The sequence below is a fragment of the Pseudomonas brassicacearum subsp. neoaurantiaca genome (assembly GCF_013608025.1).
Lineage (GTDB): Bacteria > Pseudomonadota > Gammaproteobacteria > Pseudomonadales > Pseudomonadaceae > Aquipseudomonas.
Window position 1 is genome coordinate 222 of sequence record NZ_VDLV01000020.1, and the last position, 20,147, is coordinate 20,368.

General features: G+C 60.9%; 17 protein-coding genes. 8 read left to right on the plus strand and 9 right to left on the minus strand.

The genetic code is table 11. The features are described 5' to 3' along the window. Positions 1-158 precede the first annotated feature (158 nt). The 3 genes from rdgC to sugE all read left to right on the plus strand — a co-directional run bounded on the left by rdgC (position 159) and on the right by sugE (position 2,622). Positions 159-1,079 carry a recombination-associated protein RdgC gene (rdgC, locus tag FHK92_RS13510; protein ID WP_030142368.1) on the plus strand — a complete coding sequence of 307 codons (921 nt, stop codon included), beginning with the start codon at positions 159-161 and terminating at the stop codon, positions 1,077-1,079. 143 nt (positions 1,080-1,222) lie between these two features. After that, positions 1,223-2,188: a bile acid:sodium symporter family protein gene (locus tag FHK92_RS13515; RefSeq protein ID WP_030142369.1), complete on the plus strand. Its 966-nt coding sequence runs from the start codon at positions 1,223-1,225 to the stop codon at positions 2,186-2,188. A gap of 119 nt (positions 2,189-2,307) precedes the next feature. Continuing rightward, a complete protein-coding gene (gene sugE, locus FHK92_RS13520) occupies positions 2,308-2,622 on the plus strand; it encodes a quaternary ammonium compound efflux SMR transporter SugE (protein WP_181288479.1) in 315 nt (104 codons plus the stop codon). 96 nt (positions 2,623-2,718) lie between these two features. Here sugE and FHK92_RS13525 read toward each other — a convergent pair whose 3' ends face one another. From FHK92_RS13525 to FHK92_RS13535, 3 genes are all read right to left on the minus strand, one after another. Next, on the minus strand, positions 2,719-4,593 hold the full coding sequence (locus FHK92_RS13525; RefSeq protein WP_181288480.1) for an MFS transporter: 1,875 nt from the start codon (positions 4,591-4,593) through the stop codon (positions 2,719-2,721). An 81-nt stretch (positions 4,594-4,674) separates the two neighbouring features. Then, on the minus strand, positions 4,675-5,823 hold the full coding sequence (locus FHK92_RS13530; RefSeq protein ID WP_181288481.1) for a TDT family transporter: 1,149 nt from the start codon (positions 5,821-5,823) through the stop codon (positions 4,675-4,677). Between the two features lie 102 nt (positions 5,824-5,925). Then, positions 5,926-7,119: an MFS transporter gene (locus tag FHK92_RS13535; RefSeq protein WP_181288482.1), complete on the minus strand. Its 1,194-nt coding sequence runs from the start codon at positions 7,117-7,119 to the stop codon at positions 5,926-5,928. Positions 7,120-7,222: 103 nt separating this feature from the next. Here FHK92_RS13535 and FHK92_RS13540 point away from each other — a divergent pair, with 103 nt between their 5' ends. Together FHK92_RS13540 and FHK92_RS13545 are read left to right on the plus strand one after the other, a co-directional pair. After that, entirely contained in the window at positions 7,223-7,762 is a 540-nt protein-coding gene (locus tag FHK92_RS13540) for a TetR/AcrR family transcriptional regulator (protein WP_181288483.1), read from the plus strand. Positions 7,763-8,003: 241 nt separating this feature from the next. Further along, complete coding sequence (locus FHK92_RS13545) at positions 8,004-11,474, plus strand: hybrid sensor histidine kinase/response regulator (protein ID WP_181288484.1); 3,471 nt, start codon at positions 8,004-8,006, stop codon at positions 11,472-11,474. A 200-nt stretch (positions 11,475-11,674) separates the two neighbouring features. Here FHK92_RS13545 and rmuC read toward each other — a convergent pair whose 3' ends face one another. Beyond that, positions 11,675-13,051, minus strand: a complete 1,377-nt coding sequence (gene rmuC, locus FHK92_RS13550) for a DNA recombination protein RmuC (RefSeq protein WP_181288731.1) — start codon at positions 13,049-13,051, stop codon at positions 11,675-11,677. Positions 13,052-13,226: 175 nt separating this feature from the next. Beyond that, positions 13,227-13,550 carry a sel1 repeat family protein gene (locus FHK92_RS13555; protein ID WP_181288485.1) on the minus strand — a complete coding sequence of 108 codons (324 nt, stop codon included), beginning with the start codon at positions 13,548-13,550 and terminating at the stop codon, positions 13,227-13,229. An 898-nt stretch (positions 13,551-14,448) separates the two neighbouring features. Here FHK92_RS13555 and FHK92_RS13560 point away from each other — a divergent pair. The 3 genes from FHK92_RS13560 to FHK92_RS13570 all read left to right on the plus strand — a co-directional run bounded on the left by FHK92_RS13560 (position 14,449) and on the right by FHK92_RS13570 (position 16,851). Further along, on the plus strand, positions 14,449-14,673 hold the full coding sequence (locus tag FHK92_RS13560; protein WP_003179043.1) for a hypothetical protein: 225 nt from the start codon (positions 14,449-14,451) through the stop codon (positions 14,671-14,673). A gap of 273 nt (positions 14,674-14,946) precedes the next feature. Beyond that, the gene (locus FHK92_RS13565; protein ID WP_181288486.1) at positions 14,947-15,429 is read left to right on the plus strand and encodes a hypothetical protein; all 483 of its coding nucleotides are present in this window, start codon (positions 14,947-14,949) and stop codon (positions 15,427-15,429) included. Positions 15,430-15,573: 144 nt separating this feature from the next. Next, complete coding sequence (locus tag FHK92_RS13570) at positions 15,574-16,851, plus strand: OmpP1/FadL family transporter (protein WP_181288487.1); 1,278 nt, start codon at positions 15,574-15,576, stop codon at positions 16,849-16,851. A gap of 89 nt (positions 16,852-16,940) precedes the next feature. Here FHK92_RS13570 and FHK92_RS13575 read toward each other — a convergent pair whose 3' ends face one another. The 4 genes from FHK92_RS13575 to FHK92_RS13590 form a co-directional block, all read right to left on the minus strand. Beyond that, positions 16,941-17,492 (minus strand): glutathione peroxidase, encoded by a 552-nt coding sequence (locus tag FHK92_RS13575; RefSeq protein WP_181288488.1) that lies wholly within the window; start codon positions 17,490-17,492, stop codon positions 16,941-16,943. Between the two features lie 183 nt (positions 17,493-17,675). Further along, a complete protein-coding gene (locus tag FHK92_RS13580; RefSeq protein ID WP_181288489.1) occupies positions 17,676-18,884 on the minus strand; it encodes an MFS transporter in 1,209 nt (402 codons plus the stop codon). A 52-nt stretch (positions 18,885-18,936) separates the two neighbouring features. Next, the gene (locus FHK92_RS13585) at positions 18,937-19,341 is read right to left on the minus strand and encodes a MarR family winged helix-turn-helix transcriptional regulator (RefSeq protein WP_030142382.1); all 405 of its coding nucleotides are present in this window, start codon (positions 19,339-19,341) and stop codon (positions 18,937-18,939) included. Positions 19,342-19,413: 72 nt separating this feature from the next. Then, on the minus strand, positions 19,414-20,145 hold the full coding sequence (locus FHK92_RS13590; RefSeq protein ID WP_181288490.1) for an adenosylcobinamide-GDP ribazoletransferase: 732 nt from the start codon (positions 20,143-20,145) through the stop codon (positions 19,414-19,416). Positions 20,146-20,147 lie beyond the last annotated feature (2 nt).

Consider the following 20,147-nt stretch of genomic DNA (forward strand, 5'->3'; position numbering starts at 1 on the left):
CACTTTCGGTGTGGCGCGCATTCTACGGAGCAGCCCCTAAGCTGGCAAGCACTTTTTAAATTAATTTTTTCAGGCCTTCCAAAGGCTTAGCGAAGGGTTGGCCTATGGCGCCGCGAAGAGAATAATGCCCCCCTTTGTATAAAGGAGAGACTCACCCCATGTGGTTCAAGAACCTGCTTATCTATCGCCTGACCCAAGATCTGCCTGTTGATGCCGAGGCGTTGGAAACTGCACTGGCGAGCAAACTGGCGCGCCCCTGTGCAAGCCAGGAGTTGACCACGTACGGTTTCGTCGCGCCATTTGGCAAAGGCGAAGACGCACCCTTGGTGCACGTCAGCCAGGATTTCCTGTTGATCGCCGCACGCAAGGAAGAACGCATCCTGCCCGGCAGCGTTGTGCGTGACGCAGTCAAGGAAAAGGTCGAGGAAATCGAAGCCGAGCAAATGCGCAAGGTCTATAAAAAGGAACGGGACCAGATCAAGGATGAAATCATCCAGGCCTTCCTGCCTCGCGCGTTTATCCGTCGCTCGTCCACGTTCGCCGCCATCGCGCCGAAACAAGGCCTGATCCTGGTCAACTCCGCCAGCCCGAAACGCGCCGAAGACTTGCTCTCCACGCTGCGCGAAGTCATCGGCACGCTGCCTGTGCGTCCGCTCACCGTGAAGACCGCCCCGACCGCGATCATGACGGACTGGGTCAAGACGCAGAAAGCCGCCGACGATTTCTACGTGCTGGACGAATGTGAACTGCGCGATACCCATGAAGACGGTGGCATCGTGCGTTGCAAGCGTCAGGACCTGACCAGCGACGAAATCCAGCTGCACCTGAACACCGGCAAGGTGGTGACCCAGCTGTCGTTGGCGTGGCAGGACAAGTTGTCGTTCGTGCTCGACGACAAGATGGTGGTCAAGCGCCTGAAATTCGAAGATCTGCTGCAAGACCAGGCGGAGCAGGATGGCGGCGACGAAGCCCTCGGCCAGTTGGACGCCAGTTTCACCCTGATGATGCTGACGTTTGGCGAATTCCTGCCAGCGCTGGTTGAAGCACTGGGCGGGGAAGAGATTCCGCAGGGGATCTAAAAGGTAAAGGATTGCCCTTGTGGGAGCGAGCTTGCTCGCGATAGCGGTATGACAGCCACCGGGATGTTGACTGACATTCTGCTATCGCGAGCAAGCTCGCTCCCACATTAGTATTCGGTGTTCTTAATAATAAGGATCAGGCCATGCGTGCACTGGCTGCATTGAGCCGCTTTGTCGGCAATACGTTCGCTTATTGGGTGTTGTTCTTTGCGGTGCTGGCATTCATGCAACCGCAGTGGTTCGTCGACCTGAAGGTCGCCATCGTGCCCCTGCTGGGGCTGGTGATGTTCGGCATGGGCCTGGCACTCAAGCTGGAAGACTTCGCCGAAGTGGCGCGTCGTCCGGGACGCGTGGCCCTGGGCGTGATTGCTCAGTTCGTGATCATGCCGGGCACGGCGTGGTTGCTTTGCCAAGTGTTCAGCCTGCCGCCGGAAATCGCCGTCGGGGTGATTCTGGTGGGCTGCTGCCCGAGTGGTACGTCATCCAATGTCATGACCTGGCTCGCACGCGGAGACCTGGCCTTGGCCGTGGCAATTTCCGCCATCACCACCCTGCTCGCTCCTTTGCTGACCCCGGCACTGATCTGGCTGCTGGCTTCGGCCTGGCTGCCGGTGTCGTTCTCCGCGTTGTTCTGGTCGATCCTGCAAATCGTGCTGTTGCCTATTGCACTGGGCATCATTGCCCAGCGGCTATTGGGCGCGCGAGTTCGTCACGCTGTGGAAGTGCTGCCTCTGGTCTCGGTGGTCAGTATCGTGATTATCGTTGCCGCGGTGGTGGCGGCAAGCCAGGCGAAGATCGCCGAATCCGGCCTGTTGATCATGGCCATCGTCGTCCTGCACAACAGCTTCGGTTACCTGCTGGGATACTTCACCGGTCGACTGTTCGGATTGCCCTTGGCTCAGCGCAAGACCTTGTCCCTGGAAGTCGGCATGCAGAACTCCGGCCTGGGCGCGGCATTGGCCAGCGCACATTTTTCGCCCCTGGCGGCAGTGCCCAGCGCCTTGTTCAGCGTCTGGCACAATATTTCCGGGGCATTGCTCTCGACCTGGTTCCGCCGCATGAGCGAAAAACAGGACCGTGAGCAATTGGCCCGGCAGGCGGCGGACTGAACGAGCGACTTGATCAAACGGTCAGCATTGGGCATGCTTTTGCCCAATGCGGGGACGACCCCGCTGCTCCATTGGAGCTTCTTGTCCGGGGACGACCCCATCCATCGATGAGGTGCGTGATGTCCTGGATCATTCTGTTTTTTGCCGGCCTGTTCGAAGTCGGCTGGGCTGTTGGCCTGAAATACACCGACGGCTTCAGCCGCCCGCTCCCCACTGCACTGACCATTGCCGCCATGGCGATCAGCCTCGGCCTGCTCGGCCTTGCAATGAAGGAGTTGCCGCTGGGCACGGCCTACGCAATCTGGACCGGGGTCGGTGCCGTGGGCACGGTGATCGCCGGGATCATTCTGTTTGGCGAGTCGATGGCGCTGATCCGGTTGGCCAGCGTCGCGCTGATCGTTGCCGGGCTGATCGGGCTCAAGGTCAGCGCTTAAGCCACTACCGTCTTCGCGAGCAGGCTCGCTCCCACATCGACCGCGTGCAGTCTGTGGGAGCGAGCCTGCTCGCGAAGAGGCCAGCACTCTCGCCTATTATCTGACAGCCCCGCGCAGCTCCCCCACCAGCGCTTGCAACTTCGCAGGCTCAGCCGCCTCGACCGCCACCGCCGTCCCCGCCACCAGCGTCACCCGCGACCAGAACCGGCGGAACATCCCCTTGCTTGGATCGCGACTGAAGAAGCTCCCCCACAACCCTTGCAACGCCAGCGGGATCACCGGCACCGGTGTTTCCTGGAGGATGCGCGTCAAGCCACTCTTGAATTCATTGATCTCACCGTCGGCGGTCAGTTTTCCTTCAGGGAAAATGCACACCAGCTCACCGTCCTTCAAATACTGGGCGATGCGGCTGAAGGCTTTTTCGTAGATATGGATATCTTCCTGGCGCCCGGCAATCGGAATCGTCCCCGCAGTGCGGAAGATAAAGTTCAGCACCGGCAGGTTGTAGATTTTGTAGTACATGACAAAGCGAATCGGCCGACGCACCGCACCACCAATCAACAAGGCATCGACAAACGACACGTGATTGCACACCAGCAGCGCGGCGCCTTCGTCAGGAATCGCGTCCAGGTTGCGATGCTCCACGCGGTACATGGAGTGGCTGAGCAGCCAGATCATGAAACGCATGCTGAACTCTGGAACGATCTTGAAGATGTAGGCGTTGACGCCAATGTTAAGCAGGGACACCACCAGGAACAGCTGCGGAATCGACAGCTTGGCCAGGCTCAGCAGGACGATGGAAACGATCGCCGAGACCACCATGAACAGGGCGTTGAGAATGTTGTTGGCGGCGATGACCCGCGCCCGCTCGTTTTCCACGGTACGCGACTGGATCAGTGCATACAGCGGCACGATGTAGAAACCACCGAAGATGCCCAGGCCAAGAATATCGATCAGCACCAGCCAGGCGTGGCCGAACCCGAGGATCTGCAGCCAGCCGTGGCCGTCGACGCTGTCGGGGATTCCACCGGAATGCCACCACAGCAGCAGGCCGAACACGGTCAGCCCGAACGAACCGAACGGCACCAGGCCGATCTCGACTTTGCGCCCCGACAGCTTTTCGCAGAGCATCGACCCCAAGGCGATCCCCACCGAGAACACGGTAAGGATCAGCGTCACGACCGTTTCGTCGCCGTGCATCCACTCCTTGGCATAGGCGGGAATCTGCGTCAGGTAGATCGCCCCGACAAACCAGAACCAGGAGTTGCCAACGATGGAGCGGGACACCGCCGGCGTCTGCCCCAGGCCCAGTTTCAGCGTTGCCCAGGACTGGCTGAAAATATTCCAGTTCAAGCGCATCTGCGGCGAAGCGGCCGCCGCCCGTGGGATGCCGCGACTGGCCAGGTAACCCGCGACGGCAATGCCGACAATCGCCGCTGACACGACTGGCGCGTAGTGCGCCGACGACATCATGATCCCTGCGCCGATGGTGCCGGCGAGGATCGCCAGGAACGTTCCCATCTCCACCAGGCCATTACCGCCGACCAATTCATCCTCGCGCAGGGCCTGCGGCAGAATCGAATACTTCACCGGCCCGAACAGCGCCGAGTGGGTGCCCATGGCGAACAGCGCCACCAGCATCAGCCACAGATGATCGAAGAGGAACCCCAACGCGCCGACCGCCATGATCGCGATCTCGCCCAGCTTGATCAGGCGAATCAACGCATCCTTGGCGAATTTTTCTCCAAACTGGCCCGCCAATGCGGAGAACAGGAAGAACGGCAAGATGAACAAGAGCGCGCAGAGGTTGACCCAGATCGAGCGGTCACCCTCGATGGTCAGTTTGTAGAGGATGGCGAGAATCAGCGACTGCTTGAAAATGTTGTCGTTGAACGCGCCAAGGGACTGCGTAATGAAGAACGGCAGGAAGCGCCGCGTGCGAAGCAAATTGAACTGCGAAGGGTGACTCATCTTCCATGTTCCTGAGTGGCGTGGACGCTTATTGGAGTGACGCTTTTTCGATCCAGGCCACACATTACCTGTCTTTGCCGATTATTTCGCCAGCCCTGCAATGCATGGAGACACAAACAACTGGCCATGCCAGGCGCCGACCAGCGTGCGCCAGCCAACGATCAGCCACATCACTACCAGCAGCCCCACCAGCCCACAGCCGAACACACTGAAAAAAACCAGGCCCAGCAGGCTCGCAAGCTTCAAGGTCGTCAGCGCATACACGCCCAAGGGAAAGGTGAAGCCCCACCAGCCAAGGTTGAACGGGATACCTTCACGCAAATAGCGCGTGGTGATCAATAGCGCCATCAACATCCACCACAGACCGAAACCCCACAGGGTGATGCCGGCGATCAATCCCAGTCCTGAAGCAACCTCGCCGATGCCCGGCAAGCCATTGGCGGCGAAAATCACTGGCGCATCACCGCCCAGCAGCAACATGCCCAGGGCGCCGGTACCGATCGGACCAAGGGCCAGCCAGCTCGAAGCAGCCATGTTTTCGTGGGGCAGTTTATGCAGGGCCATGCGCAACAGCAGGATCGTCAGAATGCTGAACGCCACCGGTAGGGAAAATGCCCAGAGTACGTAGCTGGTGACCAACATCACCAATTGCGAATGCGCATCCGCAAGGTGCGGCGCCAGCAACCCACCGCTGGCGGCGGCCACTTCAGCAGCCACCACAGGCAACAGCCATACGGCCGTCATCTGGTCGATGCGGTGCTCCTGGCGGGTAAACATCAGGTACGGAATCAACACGCCACAGGCCAGCGACATCGCCACGTCGATCCACCACAAGACCTCGACCAGCGACAGAACGCCCTCCCCCCAGCGCGGTACGCCGAACAGCAGGAAACCGTTGATGATGGTTGCCAGCCCCATCGGAATCGTACCGAAAAACATCGACACGGTTGAGTGTCCGAAGATCCGCCGGGCCTCATCAAAGAAGAGCACCCAGCGAGCGGTGTAAAGCCCGGCGAACACTATGAACAGCAAAATGTTGAACAACCACAACCCTTCAGCCACCCGGTGCAAGCCCGGGGTTGCGCCTGGCAGCTGCGCCAGGGCCAGCGCCAGCACGCCCGTGCCCATGGTGGCGGCGAACCAGTTCGGAGTGAATTGCCGAACGGCTTCCAACGGCCTCGGCAGATGGCTCAAGGGGCGCAGGCGATTTGTTTCAGCACGGCACGTCATGGTCACTTCTCTCCTCGGATAAGGTGACGCCATGCTAGAGCCGAAAAGAATATCTATATAACGGGTAATTTCTCTATATCTAATCTGTTTTGCAGATATGACTTAGGAGCGAAGCCCATCAGCCAACGGTTTCGCGGGTTGGCGCAGCAAGCCTGCCAGCGCGCCGACCGCCATCAAGATCAGCACTGCACCGAAGCCATTGGTGGTCGGAATCAATCCGTAGAGGCGGGTCAGGTTCCCAGCCAGCAACGATGGCAAGCTGAACGCCAAGTAACTGAGCACATAAAACGCCGACATCAACCCCGCCCGTTCGTGAGGCAAGGCCAGCGGCATGATGCTGCGCAGTGCACCGAGGAATCCCGAACCGAAACCGCTGCCGGTAATCAGCGTGCCAACGAAGAACAACGGCAGGCTCGCCGTGTGCACGGCGATAAGCACCAAGGCCAGGCCAAGCACCAGCAGGCTGGCGCCAAGCCGCAGCATCATGTCCGCCGCGCGGTTACGCAGCATGTAGATCGACAACGCCCCCGTGAGCGTCAACACGGCGACCAGCGCACCGCCGATCAGGTTCGACGTCGAGCCGGTCGCGGCCCGAACCAGAGACGGCGCCAGGGACAGATAGAATCCACCGACCGCCCAGGCCGCCAGGTCCAAGGGCAATATCAGCCACAACGCGCGCCGCGCCTGGACTGGCACATGGAGGGTCGGACGCAGCGATCGCCACGCCCCGGGTTGTGGGCTGACGCTTTCCGCCAGGCGCCAGAGGTAAATGGCTTGGAGCGCGAACAAGCCCAGCAGAATCCAATAGGTCAGTTGCAACGGCATCGGCGCGAACTCCGCCAGCAGGCCACACCCCATCGCGCCACACGCCATGCCCAGCAAAGGCGCCACGCTGGTGATCAGCGGGCCTTGCTGGCGATCGAAGTCCAGCAGCGCGGCGCCCAGCACACTGGTGGCCATGCCGGTGGCGAAGCCTTGGATCAACCGCGCGCCGATCAACCAGGCGACACTCTCGGCATTGATAAACAGCAGCATCGCCAGCATGTTGAGCAGCAACGCGGCGAAGATCACCGGCCTGCGGCCGAGGTAGTCAGACAACGAGCCGACGACCAGCAAGGCCGTCAACAGACTGAACGCGTACACGCCGAAGATCAGTGTCAGGATCGCCGGGGAGAATTGCATGTGCTCCTGGTAGAGGTGGTACAACGGCGTCGGCGCGCTGGACGCCGCCAGGAAACCGAGCAGGGTGATCGCCAGAAATATCAGGCTGACGCGGGTCGAAGCTGGACGAGACATGGGCACGCTCCACAAGGACATTCATAAAAGCTAATTTTTTGCTTTTGCCGAGTGTGCTACCGGTGTGTGCTTAAAGCAAATTCTTTGTGTTAAGGTCCGACACATGGCTATCAAAGAAGGTTTACGCCCCGGTGGCAGAAGCGCCCGGGTCCAAGAGTCGATTCATTCGGCGGTGCGCGCCCTGCTCCAGGAGCAGGATCGCGCCACCCTGACCGTGCCGCAGATCGCTGCGCGCGCGGGGGTCACGCCGTCCACCATTTATCGGCGTTGGGGCGATTTGCCGGCGCTGCTGGCCGACGTCGCCATCGAGCGCATGCGCCCTGACGGCGAACCGGCCAATACCGGCAGCCTGCGCGGCGATTTGCGCGCCTGGGCCGAGCAATACCTGGACGAAATGACCTCCGAGCCCGGCCGCAACATGATGCGCGACATCCAGGCCTGCGCCACGCCGGGGTATTGCGTGGGCATTATCAGCGGCCAGTTGCAGATCATCCTGGACCGTTATCCCGATGAGCCGAATCCGGGGATAGAGCGACTGGTGAACGTGATCGTCGCGCCGACGGTGTTTCGCATTCTCTTCGCCACGGCGCCGTTGGAAGTTGAAGAGTTGTATCGGTTGGTGGATATGGCGCTGGATCGGTAAACCGCTTTCGCGAGCAGGCTCGCTCCCTCACTGGATGTATGCTTGGCGCATGGCTTGTGCGCACCGCAGCCCAAAATGTGGGAGCGAGCCTGCTCGCGAAGAGGCCCTTTCAAACACCCCATAACCCAGCGCTCGCGACACCCCGCCACGCCTCGACCTTGGTCGACACTGACGAACCCGAGCGGGCATGCGAGACTGTCTTGCCGGGTCCAAGCCCGGGCGTATTTGTCTGGGAGTTTCCATGTCGCTGTCCAGCGGGCTGATCGCCGTTGTCGCCCTGGCCTATATGGCCATCATGTTCGCCATCGCCTTCTACGGCGACCGACGCAGCACGCCGCTGCCGCCGCGCGTACGGGCGTGGGTCTATAGCCTGTCGCTGGCGGTGTATTGCACCAGTTGGACGTTCTTTGGCGCAGTGGGCCAGGCCGCCGAACAACTCTGGGCATTCCTGCCGATCTACCTCGGGCCGATCCTGCTGATGGTGCTGGCGCCGTGGGTCCTGCAGAAGATGGTGATGATCAGCAAGCAGGAGAACATCACCTCCATCGCCGACTTCATCGCCGCCCGCTATGGCAAATCCCAATCCCTGGCGGTGGTGGTGGCGCTGATCTGCCTGGTCGGCGTGCTGCCCTACATTGCCTTGCAGCTCAAGGGCATCGTGCTCGGGGTGAACCTGTTGATCGGCGCCGGTGCCGACGCCATGGGCACCCGCGCGCAGGACACGGCGTTGATTGTCTCGTTGATCCTGGCGCTGTTCACAATTGTCTTCGGCACCCGCAACCTCGACGCCACCGAGCACCACCGCGGCATGGTACTGGCGATTGCCTTTGAATCCCTGGTCAAGCTGTTCGCCTTCCTGGCGGTCGGCGCGTTCGTCACGTTCGGCCTTTATGACGGCTTCGATGACCTGTTCAACCAGGCGATGCTGGCCCCGCGACTGGAGCAGTACTGGAAAGAAACCATTAACTGGCCATCCATGGTGGTGCAGACCGGGGTGGCGATGATGGCGATCATCTGCCTGCCGCGACAATTCCACGTCACCGTGGTCGAGAACATCGAGCCCCAGGACCTGCGCCTGGCCAAATGGGTGTTCCCCGCCTACCTGGCCCTGGCCGCGCTGTTCGTGGTGCCGATTGCCCTCGCCGGGCAGATGATGCTGCCAAGCTCGGTATTGCCGGATTCGTTCGTCATCAGCCTGCCACTGGCCCAGGCCCACCCGGCGCTGGCGGTGCTGGCCTTTATCGGCGGCGCCTCGGCCGCCACCGGCATGGTGATCGTCGCGAGTGTCGCGCTGTCGACCATGGTCTCCAATGACATGTTGTTGCCCTGGTTGTTGCGCCGCAACAACGCCGAGCGCCCCTTCGAAGTGTTCCGCCAATGGATGCTGTCGGTGCGCCGGGTGAGCATTGTCGTGATCCTGTTGCTGGCCTATGTCAGCTATCGATTGCTGGGTTCGACGGCAAGCCTGGCGACCATTGGCCAGATCGCCTTCGCCGCCGTAACGCAACTGGCCCCCGCCATGCTCGGCGCGCTGTACTGGAAACAGGCAAACCGGCGCGGTGTGTTTGCCGGCCTCGCCATGGGGATATTCCTCTGGTTCTACACGCTGGTGCTGCCGATCGCCGCCCATAGCCTGGGCTGGTCGCTGGGCAGTTTTCCCGGCCTGGCCTGGCTGCATGGCAACCCGCTGAACCTGCCGATTACCCCGTTGACCCAAGGCGTTGTCCTGTCCTTGGCCGGCAATTTTATTTTGTTCGCCTGGGTCTCGGTCCTGTCGCGCACGCGCGTATCGGAGCATTGGCAGGCCGGGCGTTTCATTGGCCAGGAGATCAGCGCCCGACCCAATCCACGTTCCATGCTGGCGGTGCAGATCGATGACCTGTTGCAGTTGGCCGCTCGATTCGTCGGTGAAGAACGTGCGCGCCAGAGCTTCATTCGCTTTGCCTATCGCCAAGGCAAAGGCTTCAACCCGAGCCAGAACGCCGACAGCGAATGGATCGCCCACACCGAGCGCCTGTTGGCCGGCGTCCTGGGGGCCTCTTCGACGCGCGCGGTGGTGAAGGCGGCGATTGAAGGCCGAGAGATGCAACTGGAAGACGTCGTGCGGATCGCCGACGAAGCGTCCGAGGTGCTGCAATTCAACCGAGCACTGCTGCAAGGGGCCATTGAAAACATCACCCAAGGCATCAGCGTGGTTGATCAGTCCCTGCGGCTGGTGGCGTGGAACCGTCGGTACCTGGAATTGTTCAACTACCCCGACGGCTTGATCAGCGTCGGTCGGCCGATTGCCGACATCATCCGCTACAACGCCGAGCGCGGCCTCTGTGGCCCAGGCGAGGCGGAAGTCCACGTCGCCCGGCGCCTGCACTGGATGCGCCAGGGCCGCGCGCACACCTCGGAACGGCTGTTTCCCAACGGCCGGGTGATCGAGCTGATTGGCAACCCGATGCCCGGCGGCGGATTTGTCATGAGTTTCACCGACATCACCGCGTTCCGCGAAGCTGCCCAGGCCTTGACCGAAGCCAACGAAGGGCTGGAGCAACGGGTGGCCGAACGCACCCGCGAACTGTCGCAACTGAACCTGGCCCTGACCGAAGCCAAGAGCACGGCTGAATCCGCCTACCAATCCAAGACTCGTTTCCTCGCCGCCGTCAGCCATGACCTGATGCAACCGCTCAACGCCGCGCGACTGTTCTCCGCCGCGCTATCCCACCAGCACGACGGCTTGCCGAGCGAGGCCCGGCAGTTGGTCCAGCATCTGGACAGCTCATTGCGCTCGGCCGAGGACCTGATCACTGACCTGCTGGACATTTCCCGGCTGGAAAACGGCAAGATCAACCCCGACCGCAAGCCGTTCGCCCTCAACGATTTGTTCGACACCCTGGGCGCCGAATTCACGGTACTGGCCCAGGAGCAAGGCCTGAAGTTCCGGGTTCGCGGTTCGCGGCTGCGTGTCGACAGCGACATCAAGCTGCTGCGGCGCATTCTGCAGAACTTCCTCACCAACGCCTTCCGCTACGCCAAGGGACCGGTGCTACTGGGCGTGCGCCGCCGCGACGGTGAGCTGTGCCTGGAGGTCTGGGACCGTGGGCCGGGCATCGCCGAAGACAAACAGCAGGTGATTTTCGAAGAGTTCAAACGCCTCGACAGCCATCAGACCCGGGCCGAAAAAGGCCTCGGCCTGGGCCTGGCGATCGCCGATGGGTTGTGCCGCGTGCTCGGCCACACGTTGCGCGTACGCTCCTGGCCGGGGCGCGGCAGTGTGTTCAGTGTCAGCGTGCCGCTGGCCAGCACGCAAGCCGTGGCGCCCACTGCCGTGGTCGAACCCAACGGTCACTTGCCCAGCGGCGCGCAGGTGCTCTGCGTGGATAACGAGGACAGCATCCTGATCGGCATGGACAGCCTGCTGACCCGCTGGGGTTGCCGGGTGTGGACCGCGCGTAACCGCGAAGAATGCGAGCGCTGGCTTACCCAGGGTGGCCGCCCGCAACTGGCGCTGGTGGATTTTCATCTGGACGACGGCGAGACGGGCACTGAGCTGATGGCCTGGTTGCGCACGCGGATGGGCGAACCAGTGCCCGGGGTCGTAATCAGCGCCGACGGCCGGCCCGAGACCGTGGCCCAGGTGCATGCGGCGGGATTGGATTACTTGGCCAAGCCGGTTAAGCCGGCGGCGTTGAGGGCGTTGTTGAGCCGGCATTTGCCGTTGTAGCGCGGAACGCAATCCAGCGGTCAATCAAACCTGTGGCGAGGGGATTTAGCGAAACGTCGCACCGCCCCGCTCGGCTGCGCAGCAGTCGCAAATCGGCCACTGTGGTTCATCTGCTGAACCGCAGTGCCTGATCTTGGGGTTGCTGCGCAACCCAGCGGGGATAAATCCCCTCGCCACAGGGGGCAACCTAGGCGCTCGCATCAACCTTGTGAGGGGCCAGTCTCTTCAGGCAACCCATCCACATCCGCCATCGCGCGCTCGAGCAGCTCCGCCGGCAGGCTCTTGCTCGCCCGGGCGCCCAGCAGCTTCAGTTGTTCGCTGCGGCTGACCAGATTGCCGCGGCCTTCCGTCAACTTGTTGCGCGCCGCGGCGTAGGCTTTGTCCAACTGCTGCAAGCGGCTGCCGATTTCGTCCAAGTCTTGGATAAACAGGACGAACTTGTCATACAGCCACCCCGCCCGCTCGGCAATTTCCCGGGCGTTCTGGCTCTGGCGTTCCTGTTTCCACAGGCTGTCGATCACCCGCAAGGTCGCCAACAGCGTAGTCGGGCTGACGATCACGATATTGCGATCGAAGGCTTCCTGGAACAGATTCGGCTCGGCCTGCAGGGCAGCGGAAAACGCCGCTTCGATCGGCACGAACAGCAACACGAAATCCAGGCTGTGCAAACCGTCCAGGCGCTTGTAGTCCTTGCCGGCCAAGCCTTTGACGTGGGCTCGCAACGACACCACGTGTTGTTTGAGGGCGAGTTGGCCGATGGCATTGTCCTCCGCTGCCACGTATTGCTGGTAAGCCGTCAGGCTGACTTTTGAATCGACAACGACTTGCTTGTCGCCGGGCAGGTAGATCAACACGTCTGGCTGGAAACGTTCACCATCCGGGCCCTTGAGGCTGACTTGGGTCTGGTATTCGCGGCCCTTCTCCAGGCCGGCATGTTCCAGGACACGCTCCAAAATCAATTCGCCCCAGTTGCCCTGGGTTTTCTGGCCCTTCAGGGCGCGGGTGAGGTTGGTGGCTTCATCGCTCAGGCGCAGGTTCAGTTGTTGCAGCCGCTCCAGCTCCTTGCCCAGGGAGAATCGCTCCCGCGCCTCGGCCTGATAGCTTTCTTCGACGCGTTTTTCGAAGGACTGGATGCGCTCCTTCAGTGGATCGAGCAATTGCCCGAGGCGCTGCTGGCTGGTTTCGGCGAAGCGCTGTTCGCGCTCATCGAAGATTTTCCCTGCCAACTCGGCGAACTGGGCGCGCAATGCGTCTCGCGAGCCTTGCAGGTCGTCCAGGCGTTGCTGATGGCTTTCCTGCTGCTCGCGCAATTCGGCATGCAACGAGGCCGCCTGGGCATCGAGGCGGCGCAGTTCCGCTTCTTTATTGGCACGCTCCAGGTTCCAGGCATGCGCCGCGTCCCTGGCGTTGTCGCGTTCGATCTGCAGCAACTCGACCTCGCGACACGCGGCGGCGAGCTCGGCCTGCTTGGCGGCGTTGGCCTGGCTCAGATCACTGATTTCGTCGCGGCAGGCATCGAGCTGGGCGTTCAAGCCGTCGTGGGCCATGTGGACGGTGGCCAGGCGTTCCTCCAGCAGCGCCAGTTCGGTCTGTGCCGTACTGGCTTGGCGTTGCAGGTGCCAGGCCAATGCCAGCAGCGGCACCGCTGCGCCTGCCAGGCCGAGCAGCAGGCTGGTCAAATCCATCGCCATGACAATTCCCGCACAAGAAATAAAGGCCGAAGGTTAACCAAGCCGCCAAGCGTTGCCCAGCTCAGTCTTCAATTTCGCCCAATGCCTGGCGGGCACGGTAATCGCCTGCCCGCGCGGCTTGGCGCAGCAAATCCTGGCCAATGCGGCGATCGCGTGCATTGCCACATTCGCGGCACATCAACTGGCCGAGGCGACTTTGCGCGGCCACCACGCCTTCCCGGGCCGGTTGCTTGAGCAGGCGGCCGGCCAAGTGCTTGACGCTAGGGCGTTCGCCCAGGCGCGGACTGTCCAGCAGCCACTCGGCGACGCGCATCGATATGCGTTTGGGTTGGGTAACACCGGAGGGTACGGAGGTAACAGGATTTGATACGGAGCGAAACTTCATAACGCACTACGGGACAGATCGGAAGGCGCGCCACTCTACTCCTTTTTTCGTACGGGTAAAGTCGAAAAAATCCAGCACGCCCGTCCTAGAGCAAGCGCGCGGGACAATCCACAGAAGCTGTGGATAACTCAGTGGACAACCCACCTTGAACCCGCCGCAAGCCCTGTGGAACGGGGCCTGCGCTCAAACTGACGATTTTTTCACCAGTAAAAAAAAGCGATGTTTTTCATTGACTTAAATTTTGGATACAGGCACCTACCCCCGAATGTTTCAACGTGACAGTTAGGTGACAACTCGGCGCACCGGTGTGTACAAGTAACATCCGAACGGTTATATCGCCGCGTTTTTTTGGCTCATCAGGGCTTGCATCCTGTGGACAAATCTGATCAATGAAGGCAAACCGCCATCCGCCGGTCGTCGGCGGGACTGACTCTTTTTTGATCAACGCCCTTCCCTTCACCGATTCGATCCGTTAGTATCCGCGGCGTTAGTACCAAGCTGAAAGTCAATTCCGGGTCGGAAACATCTCTGCGGTCAGCCATCCCCCAAGGGAAGCCTCACCGAAAAAAGAGACCGGCCTCCTCGATGGTTTCCAGGTAACCCTTGCAGCGACACGTTTTCGTACGAATGCGAAGCGCGACGCCAGGCTCATTACTCTGACCGAACCAACCTGCAAAATTGATCAGGATCTTCACCCTGGGCCCAGAACCTTTGCCCTTGCCGTGTTGCCTGCCCTCCTAAGTACCTACCTGCCAGCCCAAGCGCGCCTTTTTATAGCGCTCAAACTGGCTGCTTTGTTCCAGTCGGGTTCTTCGTTCGACCAATGGTGGTCGACGTTACTGGAACGTTTTAACGCTGCACGGTTCTTAACCGTGTCATTTGCAGGAACACCCATAACATGTCTAATCAAATCCATACACAGGATGCCATTCGCACCCTAACCAACGCTTTTGCTCCAATGAACTGCCTGATCATGGCCGCTCGCAAAGGCTGCTTCAGCTTCACGTTGGTCAACGAACACGGTATCGCTCGTCACAGCGAACGCTTGTATCCCGACCAGTACTCCAGCGCAGAACCGCTGCAGGCCGTGATCGAGCGTACCCGTCAGGCACTGGTTGCCTGAGACGCCGAAGCGCTGAAACCCAAAGGCCCCGCCCTGAAAGCGGGGCTTTTTATTGCCCGGCGTTTCTCGATAAAGCGCAACGGCTTAAGTACGTATGGCTATAACGGTCATAACCGTTCGGCGAACATGGTTTAAAAACAGGCCTTTACAGCGCAGATATGACACTACACTTCAACTCGAGCGGCATGATCCGCTTCGGCGGAGCCTGAACCGATCCACCCGCTGCCAAGCCCATACTTCAGGCTTCGCCCATTTTCCCGATCCGAGGGTTTTATGGGTATCGCTGCCAGCGAACTGTGTCGATATGTGATCCGCCCGACGCTCCTTTACCTGGGGAGCCACAGCACCACGGCGGAAGCCTTGCTATTGGGGATCGCCGCCAGCCAGTCGGGCTTGGGCGCCGCCTTGCATGATCGTCGCGGACATGGCTTGTACCGCATCACCGAACCTCGCCATCGAGCCCTTTGGGACGACTACCTCGCCCTTGACCCGGAACGGGCCAGCCTGGTGCGCGGCCTGGCGAGCCAGCACGCTTTCCTCAGCGGCCCTCATCTGGAACTAACCGTCAACCTGCGCTACGCCACGGCCATCGCCTGGTTATTGGTGGAAGAACACGCCACCCCGCTCCCCAACGCCGACGATCTTCTGGGCATGGCCCGGATCTGGCGCCAGGTTTTCCACCCTCCAGGCCGCCTAAGGGACTTTACCTGCGCCTGGCAAAATTGTGTTTCACCTGTGAATCAGGTCGCCTGCTGAATGGAAAAATGGAAACTTCCTACAAATGTCATGAATTTGGTCGGATTGTCCTACAAAACCCCTCTAAAACAAGCGATACAAGCTATAGCGCTTGCACGAAAATGTTGGTAATTTTCGCCTCGGTGATCACCTGGAGTTCTAACAATGAAAAAAATGATGCTCAAAACCACCCTTGGCCTTGCCGTAACCTTGGCATCCACCCAACTCTTTGCCAGTGGCTTTGCCTTGAACGAACAAAGCATCAGTGGCATGGGCACTGGCTTCGCGGGTCGTTCTTCTTCTGCCGATGATGCAAGCACCGTGTTCGGCAACCCTGCCGGCATGTCGCGCCTCAAGCGTCAACAAGTCACCGGCGGTTTCGCTGCCATCGACGCCTCCACCGATATCAACGATGCCAGCGGCAGCCGCTCCGGCACCAACGATGGCGACATGGTTCCGCTCACCGGTGTTCCGATGGGCTACTACGTCAAGCCAATCGATGATCAGTGGGCATTCGGCCTGGGCGTCTACGCGCCGTTCGGCCTGATCACCGACTATGAAAACAGCTTCCAGGGCCGCAACTTCGGCAGCAAGAGCGTAGTGAAGGTCGTGACCTTCCAGCCAACCGTCAGCTATGCCTTCAATGACAAGGTATCGATCGGTTTCGGCCCGACCATCAACCGGATTTCGGGTTCGTTGGAGTCGGCACTGGATGTACCGGGCCTGTCTACCAACGGCAATGTAAAGATCAAAGGCGATGATATCGGCTACGGCTACAACATCGGTCTCTTGGTACAGGCGACCGATACCACCCGTGTTGGCCTGACGTATCACTCCAAAGTCAAATACAAGCTGGAAGGCCATACTGAAGTGAACCCGGGTGGCACTCCCGTTTTCCCAGGCCTTCTGGTAGATGGGCGCTACGACGCCTCGCTGGACATCACCACGCCTGAGTCGGTGGACTTTTCCGTCACCCAGGAAATCAACGATGCCTGGACCGTCTACGCCGGCAGCACCTGGACTCGCTGGAGCCGCCTGAAAGACATCACCGTGAACAATGACGTCACGGGCGGCGGCGCATTGAACCCAACCCTCTTCGGCACCATCACCGAAGAACAGAACTGGCACGACACCTGGGCCTACGCCATCGGTACCTCCTACCAGCTGAACAAGCAGTGGGTACTGCGCACCGGCCTGTCCTTCGACCAGTCGCCGACCAACAACACCGACCGCTCGCCACGTATCCCTACCGGTGACCGGACCATCTTCAGCCTCGGTGCCGGCTGGAGCCCAACCGAAGACCTGACCATCGACGTGGCTTATTCCTACCTCAAGGAAGAAAAAGTCAACGTCAACAGGACCAATGCCTTGGGTCAGGCCTACAGCGCTGAATACGAAAACAGCGCCAACGGCTTCGGTGTCGGTGCGACCTACCGCTTCTGATGATTCACGGCGAGGTTGAACACCTCCCCCGTTGAAGCGAAAAAAGCCCCGTTCTCTGCAAAGAGGCGGGGCTTTTTCGCGACTGGTGGTCAGGGCTTGGAAGCGATGGCCGCCTCTACCGCCTTGATGAAATCAGGATCATCTGGCTTGATCCGGCTGGAAAAACTGCCGACCACCTTGCCCTGACGGTCGACCACGTATTTATAGAAATTCCATTTCGGCGCGCTGGATTGTTCAGCCAAGTGCTTGAACAACGGTATGGCGTCCGCGCCTCGCACCGGTTGCGGCTCGGTCATAGTGAACGTCACGCCATAATTGACGTAGCAGACCTTGGCGGTCTCCGCCCCATCCTTGGATTCCTGCTTGAAATCATTGGACGGTACGCCCAGCACTTCCAGCCCTTCGCCTTTGTAACGCTGGTTCAGGGCTTCAAGCCCTTTGAACTGTGGCGCGAACCCACAGAAGCTGGCGGTGTTGACCACCACCAACGGCTTGCCGGCGAAGCGCTGGCAAAGATCGATGGTTTCCTTGGCCCGCAATTTGGGTAATTTGCCTTCCAGCAACGGCGGGCAATCAGCCGCCCACACTTGCCCGGCCACAGCGAGCAACAGGGCGGGAACAGCAAGCCAGCGCATCAGCATGTCGGATTTTCCTTGTAAGCCTGTCAGACCAAGACGTTACCCCGCCATGCCCAGCGCCGTCCACACGTCAGCAGTTGCCCATGCCAAGCTGCATCAAGGCCAATCCGCCCTGGTGCCAGCCCCACCAGGCGAACGCCAGCAACAGAGCGGCGCCGGCCACAATCAACCTTGGGCCAACGCGACTCATGCCGCACCGACCTGGGCTTGCAGGCGTGCCACCGGGCGCTCATGCACCGGCCAGTTCAATGCCGCCGCCAGCAGGCTGAGCAGAATCGAGACTTGCCAGATCAAGTCATAACTGCCGGTCCGGTCGTATACCACCCCGCCCAGCCAGCCGCCCAGGAACGAACCCAACTGGTGGAACAGAAACACAATCCCACCCAGCATCGAGAGATTTCGTACACCGAACAACGTGGCGACCGTTCCGTTGGTCAGCGGCACCGTCGACAACCACAGCAAACCCATCGCCATGCCGAACAGATAGGCCGTGGTGGTCGTTACGGGCAGCCACAGGAACAAGCCGATCACCACCGCACGCACCAGATACAGACCAGTGAGCAGGCGCGGCTTGGACATGCGCCCGCCCAACCAGCCGGCGGTGTAGGTGCCGAAGATATTGAACAGCCCGACCAGCGCCAACACGGTGGTGCCAACGCTGGCCGGCAGGTGTTGGTCCACCAGATAGGCCGGCAGGTGCACGCCAATGAACACCACCTGGAAACCGCAGACAAAAAAGCCGACCGCCAGCAACCAGAAACCAGAATGACTGCACGCCTCGCGCAGCGCCTCGGACAAGGTCTGTTCGTTGCCGCTCAGTGGCGCCGGCGCATCCTTGAGCATACTGACCAACGGCACGATCAATGCCACCAGCAATCCCAGTGCCAGCAACGCGGCGGACCAGCCGAGCCAGCCGATCAGGCCCAGCGTGCCGGGCAGCATGGCGAATTGGCCGAAAGAGCCGGCCGCACTGGCGATGCCCATGCCCATGCTGCGCTTTTCCGCAGGGACGGCCCGCCCGACCACGCCAAGAATCACCGAGAACGAAGTGCCGGACAGGCCAATGCCGATCAACAGCCCGGCGCTCAACGACAGCGACCAGGGCGAGTCGGCCATGCCCATGAAGACCAGGCCAAGTGCGTAGAGAACGCCACCGATCAACACCACTTTCGCCGCACCGAAGCGGTCGGCCAGTGCGCCAGTAAAAGGCTGCGCCAGGCCCCAGATCAGGTTCTGCAAGGCAATGGCGAAGGCAAACACCTCGCGCCCCCAGCCGAATTCGGCGCTCATCGGCGCCAGGAACAGCCCGAAGCCATGCCGCACGCCCAGGGATAACGCCAGAATCAGCGCACTGCCCACCAGGACCCAACCACAGGTACGCCACATCGATGTCATTCTTATTCTCCGGTCGCGGGTATATACCCACTTATCATCGGACGAACCGGCATCACGCCAGTTCATCCAGCAAGGCCAGCAAGGTCGCGCGTTTTTCAGCGCCGAGCTTGTCGATCAATTTCTGTTGTGCCGCTTCCCAGGCCGGCAACGCCGCCGCCAACCGGGCATTTCCTGCCTCGGTGAGCACGACGATACGGTTGCGCAGATCGTCGCCCTCAGCCAGCTTCACCAACCCCTCGCCTTCCAGCACTCGCAGGTTGCGCCCGAGGGTGCTGCGGTCCAGGCCCATGGCCTCGGCCAGGGAGGAAATGCTCGGCTGGTCCAGGCGCGCCAGGTTATTGAGCAAAGAATACTGGGCAACGTTGATCCCGAAGCCGTCGAGAGCGCCGTCGTAATACCTGCTGACGCCACGGGCGGCGCGACGCAGGTTGATGCACAGACATTGGGAAGGAAGCATGATGCGTGTATATACCCGCGACTAAATGAATGCAAATTTAAATCAGCGCTGGCCCGTCGGCAACGTGCACATTCAGCTAAAACCCAGCGCCACCAGAACGACCATTTCCAACAGCTCCAGCAAGGCGCCGGCGGTGTCGCCGGTGCATCCCTGCAGCCTGCGCAGCATTGTTTGCCGCAAGCCGATGAAGACCAACGCGGCGACCGCCAACGCCCACAACCCTGCCCAGCCCATCACCAGCACGCAACCCAGCGCGCCGGCCGCCAGCACCTGCCAACCCGAGCGGCGCGGCAGGTGATCGGCCAGCGCCTGGCCCAGGCCGCCGGCACGCACATACGGCGTGGTGAGGAACAAACCCAGCAAGGCGCCACGCCCCAACATCGGCACGATGAGCAAGGCCAGCGCATGCCCTTGCTCGATCAGCGCCACCAGCGCGGTCCATTTGAGCAGCAACACCAGCACCAGCGTGATCACAGCGATCGGCCCGCTGCGCGGATCCTTCATGATCAGCAGCGTGCGCTCGCGATCGCCGAAGCCGCCGAGCCAGGCATCAGCGCTGTCGGCTAGGCCATCCAGGTGCAACCCGCCGCTGAGCAGCACCCATGCCGCCAGCAGCAATGCGGCATGCAGCAACACGGGCGCGCCCGACAAGAGCGCATCGAGCAAGCACAGCAGACCACCGAACAACAGCCCCACCAAGGGATAGAACAACAACGAACGACCCAATTGTTCAGGCTCGGGCATACCAGGCAGGCGAACCGGCAAGCTGCTGAGAAATTGCAGGGCGATCCAAAACGGCAACATGC

What these genes read in the sequence shown, in the direction of transcription:
- rdgC (WP_030142368.1), top strand. Translation starts at nt 159, where the DNA reads ATGTGGTTCAAGAACCTGCTTATCTATCGCCTGACCCAAGATCTGCCT.
- FHK92_RS13515 (WP_030142369.1), top strand. Translation starts at nt 1,223, where the DNA reads ATGCGTGCACTGGCTGCATTGAGCCGCTTTGTCGGCAATACGTTCGCT.
- sugE (WP_181288479.1), top strand. Translation starts at nt 2,308, where the DNA reads ATGTCCTGGATCATTCTGTTTTTTGCCGGCCTGTTCGAAGTCGGCTGG.
- FHK92_RS13525 (WP_181288480.1), bottom strand. Translation starts at nt 4,593, where the DNA reads ATGAGTCACCCTTCGCAGTTCAATTTGCTTCGCACGCGGCGCTTCCTG.
- FHK92_RS13530 (WP_181288481.1), bottom strand. Translation starts at nt 5,823, where the DNA reads ATGACGTGCCGTGCTGAAACAAATCGCCTGCGCCCCTTGAGCCATCTG.
- FHK92_RS13535 (WP_181288482.1), bottom strand. Translation starts at nt 7,119, where the DNA reads ATGTCTCGTCCAGCTTCGACCCGCGTCAGCCTGATATTTCTGGCGATC.
- FHK92_RS13540 (WP_181288483.1), top strand. Translation starts at nt 7,223, where the DNA reads ATGGCTATCAAAGAAGGTTTACGCCCCGGTGGCAGAAGCGCCCGGGTC.
- FHK92_RS13545 (WP_181288484.1), top strand. Translation starts at nt 8,004, where the DNA reads ATGTCGCTGTCCAGCGGGCTGATCGCCGTTGTCGCCCTGGCCTATATG.
- FHK92_RS13555 (WP_181288485.1), bottom strand. Translation starts at nt 13,550, where the DNA reads ATGAAGTTTCGCTCCGTATCAAATCCTGTTACCTCCGTACCCTCCGGT.
- FHK92_RS13560 (WP_003179043.1), top strand. Translation starts at nt 14,449, where the DNA reads ATGTCTAATCAAATCCATACACAGGATGCCATTCGCACCCTAACCAAC.
- FHK92_RS13565 (WP_181288486.1), top strand. Translation starts at nt 14,947, where the DNA reads ATGGGTATCGCTGCCAGCGAACTGTGTCGATATGTGATCCGCCCGACG.
- FHK92_RS13570 (WP_181288487.1), top strand. Translation starts at nt 15,574, where the DNA reads ATGAAAAAAATGATGCTCAAAACCACCCTTGGCCTTGCCGTAACCTTG.
- FHK92_RS13575 (WP_181288488.1), bottom strand. Translation starts at nt 17,492, where the DNA reads ATGCTGATGCGCTGGCTTGCTGTTCCCGCCCTGTTGCTCGCTGTGGCC.
- FHK92_RS13580 (WP_181288489.1), bottom strand. Translation starts at nt 18,884, where the DNA reads ATGACATCGATGTGGCGTACCTGTGGTTGGGTCCTGGTGGGCAGTGCG.
- FHK92_RS13585 (WP_030142382.1), bottom strand. Translation starts at nt 19,341, where the DNA reads ATGCTTCCTTCCCAATGTCTGTGCATCAACCTGCGTCGCGCCGCCCGT.
- FHK92_RS13590 (WP_181288490.1), bottom strand. Translation starts at nt 20,145, where the DNA reads ATGTTGCCGTTTTGGATCGCCCTGCAATTTCTCAGCAGCTTGCCGGTT.